Source organism: Streptomyces sp. NBC_00358 (genome assembly GCF_036099295.1).
GTDB lineage: Bacteria > Actinomycetota > Actinomycetes > Streptomycetales > Streptomycetaceae > Streptomyces.
Genome location: NZ_CP107976.1, coordinates 6,570,819 through 6,582,938 on the forward strand (window position 1 = coordinate 6,570,819; position 12,120 = coordinate 6,582,938).

A 12,120-nucleotide genomic window follows, 5' to 3' on the forward strand; every position below is an offset into this window, starting at 1 on the left:
GGAGACAATGGACCCCGTGCGCTATCGCATTCTCGGTACCACCCAGGCACTCCGCCCCGACGGCACGCCCGTCCCGGTCGGCGGGGCGCGGCTGCGTGCCCTGCTCACCGTTCTCGCGCTGCGGCCCGGACGGACCGTTTCCGCGGCGGTCCTGGTGGACGAGGTGTGGGACGGCGACCCGCCCGCGGACGCGCCCGGCGCGCTGCAGGCGCTGGTCGGGCGGCTGCGCAGGGCGCTCGGCGCCGACGCGGTGGAGTCGGTCGAGGGCGGCTACCGGCTGGCGGCGGCGGCCGACGACGTCGACCTGCACCGTTTCGAGCGGCTCGCGGGCGAGGGCACCCGCGCCCTCACCGACGGCGACCCCGCCAAAGCGGCCGCCGCCCTGGAGGACGCCCTCGCCCTGTGGCACGGACCGGCCCTCGCCGATCTCCCGGACCGCGCCGCCGAGTCGGCCCGTTGGGAGACCCGGCGTCTCGACGTGCGGCGCGCCCGCCTCGCCGCGGCCCTCGCCCTCGGCCACGCCGAACAGGCCCTGCCCGAGCTCACCGCCCTCTGCGATCTGCACCCGCTCGACGAGCCGCTGCACGTCCTGCGACTGCGTGCGCTGCGCGACGCGGGCCGGGCCGCCGAGGCCCTCGCCGCCTACGAATCCGTACGGGCGCTGCTCGCCGATCGCCTGGGTTCGGACCCGGGCTCCGAACTGCGCTCCCTGCACGCGGAACTGCTGACCGGTCCCGGACCCGGGGACCACCGGTCCGGAACCCGGAGCCCGGACGGTGCCCGGTCCGGGCTCGGATCGCCGGCCGCTGCCCCCGCCTCCACCGAAGGTCTCCTCGCCCCGGCCGGACACACCGGGACCGGGACCATGACCGCGGTCGGCCCCGCGAACGGGGCCGCGACAGGGACCCCGACAGGGACCCCGACCGGGACCGCGGCCGAGCGCGCCGGCGCGGGCGTCGGTACGGACGGCTCGGGTGTCCCGGGCACCGCCGCCCGCGCGGCCACCGGGCGGCAGCCCGCCCCGGCCACCGGTCACCCGGCTCCGGACGCCCCCGCCGGAACCTTCCAGGCCCCGGGACCGGCGTCCGCCTTCCACGACAACCGCCCCGCGCCACCGTCCCCCGGCAACCTCCGGGCCCGGCTCACGTCCTTCGTGGGACGGGAGAAGGACATCGATGCCATCCGGGGCGATCTCGCGGGGGCCCGGCTCGTGACGCTGCTCGGGCCGGGCGGGGCGGGCAAGACGCGGTTGTCGCAGGAGGCGGCCGAGGCGCTGGCCCCCACCCTGCGGGACGGGGTGTGGCTGGCCGAACTGGCCCCGGTGGACGACCCGAAGGCCGTGCCCGAGGCCGTGCTGACCGCCGTCGGCGCCCGCGAGACCGTGCTGCGCGGGGCCGGTGCCGAGGAGATGCGGGCCGTGGCCGACCGGCACGACGACCCGCTCACCCGGCTCGCCGAACACTGCGCCAAGCGCCGCATGCTGCTCGTCCTCGACAACTGCGAGCATGTCGTCGACGCCGCCGCGCGTCTCGCCGAGGCACTGCTGGAACGCTGCCCGGGACTGACCGTTCTGGCCACCAGCCGTGAACCTCTCGGCGTGCCGGGGGAGTTGCTGCGCCCGGTGGAGCCGCTGCCGGAGCCCGCCGCGCTGCGGCTGCTCGCCGACCGGGGAGCGGCCGCCCGGCCAGGCTTCCGTGTCGAGGACGACCCCGCGGCGGCCGCGGAGATCTGCCGGCGCCTCGACGGCCTGCCGCTCGCCATCGAACTCGCCGCCGCCCGGCTGCGGATGCTCACTCCGCGGCAGATCGCCGACCGGCTCGACGACCGGTTCCGACTGCTGACCTCGGGCAGCCGCACCGTACTGCCCCGGCAGCAGACCCTGCGAGCCGTCGTCGACTGGTCCTGGGACCTGCTCGACGAGGCCGAACGGGACGCCCTGCGGCGGCTGTCCGTGTTCGCGGGCGGCTGCGACCTCGCCGCCGCCGAGGCCGTCTGCGGTCCGGCCGCGCTGGACGTCCTCGGCTCGCTCGTCGACAAGTCCCTTGTCGTCGCGGCCCCTTCGGGCGAAGGTGAGGGCGAGCCGCGGATGCGCTACCGGCTCCTGGAGACCGTCGCCGAGTACGCGGGGGAACGTCTCGACGAGTCCGGTGCCCGGCACGCCACCGAGCGCGCCCATCTCAAGTACTACCGCGAACTCGCCCGCACCACCGACCCCGTTCTGCGCGGCCCCGGACAGCGTGCCGCGATCGATCTCATCGAGCGCGAGTACGAGAACCTCCGCACCGCTCTGCGGCGCGCGGTCACCGAACGCGACGAGCAGGAGGCGCTGTGCATGGTCCTCTCGCTGGCCTGGTACTGGCAGATCCGCGACCAGCGCGTCGACGCCCGTGCCTGGTCCATGGAGGTGATGGGTCTCGGCCCCGACCCCTTCGCACCGCCCGTGCGTCCGGCCGTCCCCCTGTACGAGCGCTGCACGGACTCGCCGCCGCCGATGCGCGAGGAGGTCCTCGAAGAGGCCCGGCGAGGCGTCCACCTCATCCATCTCGCCTATATGGACATGGACATGGGAGCCTGGCAGACCCCGGAGGCGCAGGCGAAACTCCGTGTCATCGGCGCGACCTACGAGCCCGGCATGCCGCAGATCTGCCGTACCCCCGGCTATCTCTGGTTCTACGCCGTGCTGCTGACCGGCACGATGGAACGCTTCACCGAGGTGATCAACGAGACGGTCAACACCTGCCGCGAACTCGGCTACGACTGGGAGCTGGCGACCGCGCTCCAGATGCGCGCCAACATCCTCGCCAACCGCACCGACATGGCGGGCGACGCCACCGTGGACGCCGACGAGGCGCTGGAGCTCTTCGGACGGATCGGTGACGCGTGGGGCGCCGCCGAATCGCTCTCCGCACGCGGCGAGGCCCATGAACGCAAGGGCGACTTCGAGGCCGCCGCCGCGGACTACAGGGAGGCGGGGAAGTACGCGGACCGGCTGGGGGCGCGCGCCCAGACGGCGGTGCTGAAGGTCCGGCTCGGCAGCATGTACCTGGAGCTGGGGGAACCCGAGCTCGGCGAGCGGATGATGCGCGAGGTCCTGGCGGACGGACACGGTGCCCACAACGAGGCCATGCCGGCGGCCCACCTCCTGCTCGCGACCTGGCTGGGCCGCAGTGGCCGGGTCGCCGAGGCCCGCGAGCAGATATGGCTGCTGCGCGAGGACTTCGGGGCCGGTTCCTTCGTCCTCTTCGACGGGTTCATGCTCGGCATCGAAGCGTGGCTGGACGCGATCGACGGGCAGAGCGAAAGCGCCCTGGACAAGGTGCGCGTGGCGCTGGAACGGTCCAGCGACCGGCTGTCGCGGATGATCGCGCCGCATATGCCCTCCGCCCATCTGACCACGGCCGCCATCGCCCTCACCGGTCTGGACGGCGGCCGTCGGGCCCGGGACGCGGCACGGCTGCTGGGTGCCGCGGACGCTCTGCTGCCGCCGGGCCACTTCGCCGGTCCCATGGAGGTGGAGGTGCGCAGGCAGGCCGAGACGGGCGTGCGGGCGCTGATCGGCGACGGGGTGTACGAGGCGGCGTACGCGGAGGGCGGCGGCCTCTCCGTGGAGGAGGCCGCCGCCCTCGTCTGAGGCGCGGACGCGAACCGGCGCCCGATGGTCCCGGTGCGCGGGACCCGGGCCGAACGTCAGCTCTTGGTACGGAACTTGTGAATGGCGACGGGTGCCATCACCAGGGTCAGGGCGAACGACCAGCCCAGCGTCACCCACAGGCCGTGCGCGACCGGGCCGCCCACCATCAGCCCGCGTGCGGCGTCGGCCAGGGCGGAGAGCGGGTTGTACGCGGTGAAGTTCTGCAGCCAGCCCGGCATCGACTTCGTCGGCGCGAAGATCGACGATCCGAACTGGAGCGGCATCAGCACCAGGAAGCCCATCGCCTGCACGGACTGCGCGCTCTTCATCATCACGCCGAGGGTGAGGAACACCCACATCAGGGCCGAGCCGAAGAGTGCGGACAGGCCCACGGAGGCGAACAGGCCGGGCCAGTTGGTGATGTCGAAGCCGACCAGGACGCCGACGACCATGAGGACCGCGGTCGCGATGAGCATCCGCATCACTTCCACCGCGATCTTGGCGAACAGCACCGAGCCGCGCCCGATCGGCAGGGACCGGAACCGGTCCATGACACCGGAGTTGAAGTCGGTGTTGAAGCCGGTGCCCACCCCCTGGGCCATGTTCATACCCATCATGGCCATCAGGCCGGGCACGACGTACTGCACGTAGGCCTGCTGCCCGCCACCGAGCGACTGCCCGATGGAGCCGCCGAAGACGTAGACGAACAGCAGCGTGAAGATGACCGGGAACAGGATGGCGTCGAACATCGACTCCGGGTCCTGGCGGATCCACAGCAGGTTGCGACGGATCAGCGCGCCGGTGTGGCGCAGATGGGAGCGCAGCGGGATCGGCGCGTCGGAGACGACGTCGGACGGGGTGACGGTGGCGGCGCTCATACGGCGACCTCCTCGCGGGAGTTGGCGGGCGTGGCGTCCTGCGGGGCACTGGCCTTGTGGCCGGTGAGGGAGAGGAACACCTCGTCCAGGCTGGGCAGTTCGGTGGAGATGGAGGCGATCGTGATGCCGCGCGCGGTGACCGCGCCCACCACGGCGGTGAGTTGCTCGTCGCTGAGGATCGGGACGAGCACGCTGCCGGTCTCGCTGTCCACGATCGTGGTGGCGAGGCCGGTGAGCCCCATCTCGTCGAACATGGAGGCCAGCGGGCGCAGTTGCAGCGGGTCCACCGGGCGGATCCGCAGCGTCCGGCCGCCGACGCGTGCCTTCAGCTCGTCGATCCGGCCGCTGGCGATGACCTTGCCGCGGTCGATGACCGTCAGCTCGGAGGCCAGTTGCTCGGCCTCCTCCATGTACTGGGTGGTGAGCAGCACGGTGACACCGTCGGCGACCATGCGCTTGACCTCCTGCCACACCTCGTTGCGGGTGCGCGGGTCGAGACCGGTCGTCGGCTCGTCCAGGAACAGCACGGTCGGGCTGCCGATCATCGAGGCGGCGAGGTCGAGCCGGCGGCGCATACCGCCGGAGTACGTCGACGTCGGGCGCTTGGCGGCCTCGGTGAGGGAGAAGCGCTCCAGGAGTTCGTCGGCCCGCAGGCGGGCGTCCTTGCGGGACAGGTCGAGCAGCCGCCCGATCATGTAGAGGTTCTCCCAGCCGGGGAGCTTCTCGTCGACCGAGGCGTACTGGCCGGTGAGGCCTATCACCCGGCGGAGCTGCCGGGGCTGCCTCAGTACGTCGTAACCGGCGACCGTGGCCTGTCCGGCGTCGGGGGTGATGAGGGTGGACAGGCAGCGGACGAGGGTGGTCTTGCCGGCGCCGTTGGGACCCAGTACCCCGAGGACCGTGCCCTCGCGCACCTCCAGGTCGACACCGTCCAGTGCCTTGGTCTCGCCGTAGTGCTTGACCAGCCCCCGTACGGTGACGGCGCTGCGGCCGCTCGCAGCTTGTCGGGGCGTGTTGTCGATTCGCGTCATGTCCATCAAGATGCCAGCCGCCACCGACAAACGACCGACAGGACGCCTACAGGTCCCGACTGCTACCGATAGGTCGCCGACAGGACGCCGACGGGACGTGGAAAGGCGCGGAAAGGGCAGAGGGCGGACCCGGAACGGCGACAACCCGCCGACGGGGGAAGATCGGCGGGTTGTCCCTGGTGCCGCAGTGGCTCGGGGGTTGTCGTGGCTCAGGGGCCGGGATGGCTCCGAGGCCCTGGTGGCCGCGATGGCGCCGGGGTCCCGGGGACTTCGGTGGCCTCGGTGGACGCGGGACCTAGTGGACGGAGTGCTCCTCCAGCGGGAACGTCCCGCCGACCACGTCCTCGGCGAACGCCTTGGCCGCGTCGCCCATGACGCGCCGCAGGTCGGCGTACTGCTTGACGAACTTCGGCATCTTGCCGCCGGTCAGGCCGAGCATGTCGGTCCACACCAGGACCTGCGCGTCGGTCTCGGGTCCCGCGCCGATGCCGACGGTCGGGATGTGCAGGGTGCGCGTGACCTCGGCGGCGAGCTCCGCCGGAACCAGTTCGAGGACGACGGCGAAGGCGCCCGCGTCCTGGACCGCCTTGGCGTCCCGCAGCAGCTGCTGCGCGGCCTCCTCGCCCCGGCCCTGCACGCGGTAGCCCATGGCGTTCACCGACTGCGGGGTCAGGCCGATGTGCGCCATCACCGGGATGCCGGACTCCACCAGCAGCTCGATCTGACGGTGCGAGCGCTCGCCGCCCTCCAGCTTCACCGCGCCCACGCCGGCCTCCTTGACCAGCCGGGTCGCCGAGCGCAGGGCCTGCACCGGACCCTCCTGGTAGGAGCCGAAGGGCAGGTCGCCGACGATCAGGGCGCGGCTGGTACCCCGTACGACCGCGGCGGAGAGCATGGTCATCTCGTCCATGGTGACGGGGACCGTGGTCTCGTACCCCAGGTGGCAGTTGCCCGCCGAGTCGCCGACCAGCATGACCGGGATGCCGGCCTCGTCGAAGACGGACGCGGTCATCGCGTCGTAGGCGGTGAGCATGGGCCACTTCTCGCCGCGCTCCTTGGCGGCGGTGATGTCGCGCACCGTGATACGGCGGGTGATCTTGCCTCCGTACAGCGCCTTGCTGCTGTCGGTGGCCTTGAGGGCACCCGGCGCAGGCTGCTTCTGGGCAGCAGAGAGCTGCGTCATCGCAACGGCTCCTTCTGTCATCTCGAGGCACCCTGACGGCGTCCCCGGATCACCTCCATGGTGGCACTTCGTGCTACGCGCGGCTAGACCGGCCCCCGAGGACCGGATGTAGTTCACACCACGCCCGCCCCTCGGCGCCGGGCGTCTCCTACCGGAGACCTAGGTCCCTTCGTAAGGTCTGCGTAAAGCCTTTCCGATACGAGACGGTGTCGTATCGAAACCACCTTAGGGTGGTTGCCATGACAACTTCCGCTCCTCCGCTCGACCGACGGGTACCCGAGGCGGTGCACCGGCGCCGCTGGGCGATCCTCGGCGCGCTCATGCTCAGCCTGCTCATCGTGGTGCTCGACAACTCCATCCTGAACGTCGCGATCAAGACGATCTCGACCCCCGCGCCCACCGGGCTCGGTGCCACCCAGGGTGAGCTGGAGTGGGCCATCAACGCCTACACCCTCGTCTTCGCCGGGCTCCTGTTCACCGCGGGCCTCCTCGGTGACCGGCTCGGCCGCAAGAAGGTGCTGCTCGCCGGTCTCGCCGTCTTCGGCATCGGGTCCGCGCTGGCCGCCGAGTCCGGCTCGCCGGCCCAGCTCATCGCGTTCCGCGCGCTGATGGGTCTCGGCGCCGCCTTCGTCATGCCCGCGACGCTCGCCGTCCTGATGAACGTCTTCGAGCGCGACGAGCAGCCCAAGGCCATCGGCATCTGGGCCGGCGGTGTCGGCCTCGCCATCGCGATCGGCCCGATCACCGGCGGCGTCCTGCTCGACCACTTCTGGTGGGGCTCGGTCTTCCTGATCAACGTGCCCATCGTGATCCTCGCGATCGGTCTGATGATCTGGCTGGTCCCCGACTCCCGCGACCCGAACCCGGGCCGCCTCGACCCGGTCGGCGTGGTCCTCTCGATCATCGGCCTGGTCCTGCTGGTCTACGGCATCATCAAGGGCGGCCAGCTCGCCGACTTCACCGACGCCCGGGTCCTCGCGACCATCGGTGCCGGTGTCGCCGTCCTCGTCGCCTTCGTGGTGTTCGAGATGCGCAGCGACCACCCGTCCATCGACGTGACCTACTTCAAGAACAAGGTCTTCTCGTCGGCGATGTCGGCCATCGCGCTGGTCTTCTTCGCGCTGATGGGCGTGACCTTCTTCTCGGTCTTCTACACCCAGAGCGTGCGGGGCTACTCGCCGCTGCAGACCGGTCTGCTGATGCTGCCGCTGGCCGTGGCCCAGCTCATCTTCGCGCCGCGCGCCCGGCTCGTCGTCGACCGCTTCGGCAACCGCGCCACCTGCACGGCGGCCATGCTGCTCATCGCCGCGATGCTGGCCGCGTTCGCCACGCTGGAGGCGGACACCCCGATCTGGATCCTGGAGGTCATCTTCTTCCTGATGGGCGCCGGCATGGCGCACATCATGACCCCGACCAGCGTCGTCATCATGCAGGCGCTGCCGCGTGAGAAGGCCGGCTCCGCGTCCGCGCTGAGCAACACCTTCCGCCAGGTCGGCGGCGCCCTCGGCATCGCCGTCCTCGGCTCCGTGCTCTCCACGGCCTACCGCAACGGCATCGACGGCAAGCTCGGCCTCGTCCCGGCCCCGCTGCGGCACACCGCGGGCGAGTCCATCGAGGCCACGCTCGGCGTCGCCGCCAAGCTCGGCCCCCAGGGCAAGGCTCTCGTCACCCCGGCGAACGACGCCTTCCTGCACGCCATGCACGTCACCTCGCTGTGCGGGGCGGGTGTCGCGGTCATCGGCGCCGTGGTCGTCGCGCTGTTCCTGCCGGGCCGTCCGGCGGCCCCGCAGAAGGGCGAGGACGAGGCCGAGTTGGTGACCGCCGACGCCGCACAGGACTGACGCCAGCGGACGGGACCCGCGCCGGCGAAGGAGACCCGCGCCGGCGCGGGAGATCGCGGGCACCCCTCACCGGGCGCCCGCGGTCACCGTGCACCAGGGAGAATGACACAAGGTCAACCATGGGAACGGAGTTCGACGTGAGGCTCGCGGACAGCCGAGACAGGCAGGGGTGCCCGGGCCGGGGACGTCCTCGCAGCGAGGCGGTGGAGCGCGCCATCGTCGAGGGAGTGATGAAGCTCCTGGAGGACGGGGTTCCGCTCGCCGACATCTCCATCGAGCGGCTGGCGCGCACCGCCGGGGTCGGCAAGGCGACGATCTACCGCCGCTGGAGCGGCAAGGAAGAACTCTTCGTCGACGTGCTGCGCGGCGCCGAGCCCGCGGACCCCGAACTCCCCGGCGTCTCCATGCGCGACGACCTCGTCGCCCTGCTGGAATCGCTGCGCAGGCGCGGACTGGTCAGCCGCTCCTCGGCGATCCTGCACAACGTGTACGCGCAGATGAAGAGCAGTCCCAAGCTGTGGGCCGCGTACGACGCCACGGTCATAGCCCCCAGACGCCAACTGGGCTTCGACGTACTGCGCCGCGGACAGGAGAACGGCGAACTCCGCGACGACATCGACATCGAGCTGCTCAACGACATGTTCGTCGGCCCGATGCTGGTCCGGTCCGTCATGCGCCCGGACACCGAACTTCCCGAGGGTCTCGCCGAACAGATCGTCGACACGTTGCTGGAGGGGCTGCGCCCCGACCGGCCGTGACAGGAGCTGTTCCTGACGGGGTGAATGTGCGCGTTTCGTCACAGAGGGCGCACCTCCCGCCCGGATCCGGAACTCCGGGCGCGAAGTAGTTCGTCTCCTTGCCTGTACGGCCGTCATGGACGGCGAGAACGACACCGGACATCCCCTAGGGTCGTAGTCGAGGGGCAGACGGTGCGCACGGCAGGTTGTGAGGCGACGGTATGGCGCAGGCGTATATGACGGAGACGGGCAGCGACGGCCAGGGGCCGGACCGCAGAGAGCCCCGGCTCCGGCGCCTGCTCGACGGCTGGCGCGGCGACCGCGGCATCTGGCGGCGCGGGCTGGTCCTCGCCGCCGTCGCGCTCGTACTCGCGCTGGTGATGCTGACGCACGGGCGGATCCCGAACCGGATCGGCAACCTCGGCAGCCTCACCGAGACGTTCCTGCCGTGGCTCGGGGTGTTCATCCCCGTCCTGCTGGTTCTCGCCTTCGTGCGGAAGTCCGCCACCGCCCTCATCGCGGTGCTGCTGACCGGCGCGGTCTGGCTGAACTTCTTCGGCGGACTGCTCACGGACAAGACCGGCGGCAGCGGCGATCTGACCGTCGCCACCCACAACGTGAACGCCGAGAACCCGGACCCGTCCGGCACCGCCCGTGACGTGGCCGCCTCCGGTGCCGACGTGCTGGCCCTGGAGGAGCTGACGGCCTCGGCGGTGCCGGTGTACGAGAGGGCGCTCGCGTCGACGTACAGGTACCACTCGGTGCAGGGAACCGTCGGGCTCTGGAGCAAGTACCCGCTCAGCGACATCCGGCCCGTGGACATCAGGCTGGGCTGGACGCGTGCCATGCGGGCGACCGTGTCGGCGCCGGCCGGCCGGGTCGCGGTGTACGTGGCCCATCTGCCCTCGGTGCGCGTGAAGATGGAGGCCGGGTTCACCGCCCGGCAGCGCGACAAGAGCGCGGACGCGCTGGGTGAGGCGATCGCCGACGAACCCCTCAAGCAGGTCGTCCTGCTCGGTGACCTCAACGGCACGATGAACGACCGCGCCCTGAACGCGGTCACCGCGCAGATGCGTTCCACGCAGGGCGCGGCGGGCAACGGGTTCGGGTTCAGCTGGCCGTCGTCGTTCCCGATGGCCCGGATCGACCAGATCATGGTCAGGGGCGTCGAGCCCGTGACCTCGTGGACCCTGCCGAGGACGGGCAGCGACCACCTTCCGATCGCGGCCCGCGTCAAGGTGGACGCGGTCACTTCTTAACCGCGTGGAATCGCGCGTTCATCTCCTGGAATACTGGGCCCGGCAGACTTTGTTCAGCAGCTAAACTTATTACTCGACCGACCCGTGATCCGCGAACCCGCGCACATCGCCGTGCGCGGGCGCGGCCGTGCCCGCGCGTGTTCCCGCATGCCCGCCCGAGCCCGTACGGAGCCCCGCGCGTCCCCGCTCCCCGAAAGGCCCCTCATGCCTCTGGCCCTGCTCGCCCTCGCCGTGGGCGCCTTCGGCATCGGCACCACCGAGTTCGCCATGATGGGCCTGCTGCCCGACGTCGCGGACGACCTGCACATATCCGTCCCGGCCGCCGGACACCTGGTCTCCGCGTACGCGCTCGGCGTCGTCATCGGCGCCCCGCTGCTCGCCGCGGCCACCGCCCGGATGTCCCGCCGCAAGGTCCTCATCGCCCTGATGGGCCTCTTCGTCGCGGGCAACGCGCTCTCCGCCCTCGCCCCCGACCAGAACTGGCTGCTCGCCGCCCGCTTCCTGAGCGGTCTGCCGCACGGCGCCTTCTTCGGCGTCGGCGCCGTCGTCGCCACCGGCCTGGTCGCCCCCGAGCGCAAGGCCCGCTCGGTGTCGCTGATGTTCCTCGGACTGACCGTCGCGAACATCGCCGGTGTCCCGGCCGCCACCCTCGTGGGGCAGCACCTGGGCTGGCGGGCCACCTTCCTCGGGGTGAGCGTGATCGGCGTGGCCGCCATCGCCTCGCTGTTCCTGCTGATCCCGCGGACCCCCGCGCAGGCCCCGGCCGGCGGTCTGCGCGGCGAACTCGCCGCCCTGCGCCCGCTGCCCGTCTGGCTCGCCCTCGGGACGACGGTCGCCGGGTTCGGCGCCCTGTTCTCCGCGTACAGCTACATCACGCCGATGCTCACGGACGCCGCCGGATACACCGAGGGGAGCGTCACGCTGCTGCTGGCGCTCTTCGGGGTCGGCGCGACGGTGGGCAACCTGCTCGGCGGCCGACTCGCGGACCACGCGATGCGCCGCACACTGGTCGGCGGCCTGGCCTCGCTGGTGGTCGTGCTGGCCGCCTTCCCGGTGCTGATGCGGACGGAGTGGAGCGCGGCGGCGGGGGTGGTGCTGCTCGGCATCGCCGCCTTCGTCACGGGCTCGCCCCTCCAGCTGATGGTCATGGAGAAGGCCGCCGCCGCGCCCTCCCTGGCCTCCTCCGCCAACCAGGCAGCGTTCAACCTCGCCAACGCGGGCGGCGCCTGGATCGGCGGGCTCGCCCTGGCGGCGGGCTTCGGGGCGACGGCGCCGGCGGTCGCCGGGGCCGCCCTCGCCATGCTCGGCCTGGGGGTCGCCGCGGCGGCGTACTCGGTCGACCGACGCCGCGCGGCGGCGGTCGCGGGAGCACCCGGCCGCCTCGTCGCCACCCACCTGCCCGCGCCCGTGGAACACGCGCACCGGTGAGGACGCCTGACGGCGGTGTCCGACGGCGGTGTCCCCGGGCGGCGCGCCGCCCGGCCGGATGCGGCACCCCCGAGGAGCCGCCGCACCGGCCCGCCCCGCGCGGCCGGTAGCACGTAGCACCGGCCGCGGGCC

8 protein-coding genes are annotated in these 12,120 nt (G+C 72.0%); 5 read left to right on the top strand and 3 right to left on the bottom strand.

Going from position 1 to position 12,120, the window contains the following annotated elements; genetic code table 11:
• Positions 1-7: 7 nt before the first annotated feature.
• Positions 8-3,631 carry an AfsR/SARP family transcriptional regulator gene (locus OHT01_RS27985; RefSeq protein ID WP_328555869.1) on the top strand — a complete coding sequence of 1,208 codons (3,624 nt, stop codon included), beginning with the start codon at positions 8-10 and terminating at the stop codon, positions 3,629-3,631.
• 56 nt (positions 3,632-3,687) lie between these two features.
• On the opposite strand, the gene OHT01_RS27990 is transcribed toward OHT01_RS27985, so the two are convergent.
• The 3 genes from OHT01_RS27990 to panB form a co-directional block, all read right to left on the bottom strand.
• Positions 3,688-4,509, bottom strand: coding sequence for an ABC transporter permease (locus OHT01_RS27990; protein WP_328555870.1), 822 nt, complete (start codon positions 4,507-4,509; stop codon positions 3,688-3,690).
• Positions 4,506-5,540 carry an ATP-binding cassette domain-containing protein gene (locus OHT01_RS27995; protein ID WP_328555871.1) on the bottom strand — a complete coding sequence of 345 codons (1,035 nt, stop codon included), beginning with the start codon at positions 5,538-5,540 and terminating at the stop codon, positions 4,506-4,508. The genes OHT01_RS27990 and OHT01_RS27995 overlap by 4 nt, the downstream gene beginning before the upstream one ends.
• A gap of 295 nt (positions 5,541-5,835) precedes the next feature.
• Positions 5,836-6,723, bottom strand: coding sequence for a 3-methyl-2-oxobutanoate hydroxymethyltransferase (gene panB, locus OHT01_RS28000; RefSeq protein ID WP_328555872.1), 888 nt, complete (start codon positions 6,721-6,723; stop codon positions 5,836-5,838).
• A 239-nt stretch (positions 6,724-6,962) separates the two neighbouring features.
• Between panB and OHT01_RS28005 the strand changes: the two genes are divergently transcribed.
• From OHT01_RS28005 to OHT01_RS28020, 4 genes are all read left to right on the top strand, one after another.
• Positions 6,963-8,564, top strand: coding sequence for an MFS transporter (locus tag OHT01_RS28005; protein WP_328555873.1), 1,602 nt, complete (start codon positions 6,963-6,965; stop codon positions 8,562-8,564).
• A 137-nt stretch (positions 8,565-8,701) separates the two neighbouring features.
• Positions 8,702-9,322 (top strand): TetR/AcrR family transcriptional regulator, encoded by a 621-nt coding sequence (locus tag OHT01_RS28010; protein WP_443043552.1) that lies wholly within the window; start codon positions 8,702-8,704, stop codon positions 9,320-9,322.
• Between the two features lie 200 nt (positions 9,323-9,522).
• The gene (locus OHT01_RS28015) at positions 9,523-10,560 is read left to right on the top strand and encodes an endonuclease/exonuclease/phosphatase family protein (protein ID WP_328555875.1); all 1,038 of its coding nucleotides are present in this window, start codon (positions 9,523-9,525) and stop codon (positions 10,558-10,560) included.
• A gap of 204 nt (positions 10,561-10,764) precedes the next feature.
• Complete coding sequence (locus OHT01_RS28020; RefSeq protein WP_328555876.1) at positions 10,765-11,988, top strand: MFS transporter; 1,224 nt, start codon at positions 10,765-10,767, stop codon at positions 11,986-11,988.
• The last annotated feature ends 132 nt before the right edge of the window (positions 11,989-12,120 follow it).

What these genes read in the sequence shown, in the direction of transcription:
- OHT01_RS27985 (WP_328555869.1), top strand. Translation starts at nt 8, where the DNA reads ATGGACCCCGTGCGCTATCGCATTCTCGGTACCACCCAGGCACTCCGC.
- OHT01_RS27990 (WP_328555870.1), bottom strand. Translation starts at nt 4,509, where the DNA reads ATGAGCGCCGCCACCGTCACCCCGTCCGACGTCGTCTCCGACGCGCCG.
- OHT01_RS27995 (WP_328555871.1), bottom strand. Translation starts at nt 5,540, where the DNA reads ATGACGCGAATCGACAACACGCCCCGACAAGCTGCGAGCGGCCGCAGC.
- panB (WP_328555872.1), bottom strand. Translation starts at nt 6,723, where the DNA reads ATGACGCAGCTCTCTGCTGCCCAGAAGCAGCCTGCGCCGGGTGCCCTC.
- OHT01_RS28005 (WP_328555873.1), top strand. Translation starts at nt 6,963, where the DNA reads ATGACAACTTCCGCTCCTCCGCTCGACCGACGGGTACCCGAGGCGGTG.
- OHT01_RS28015 (WP_328555875.1), top strand. Translation starts at nt 9,523, where the DNA reads ATGGCGCAGGCGTATATGACGGAGACGGGCAGCGACGGCCAGGGGCCG.
- OHT01_RS28020 (WP_328555876.1), top strand. Translation starts at nt 10,765, where the DNA reads ATGCCTCTGGCCCTGCTCGCCCTCGCCGTGGGCGCCTTCGGCATCGGC.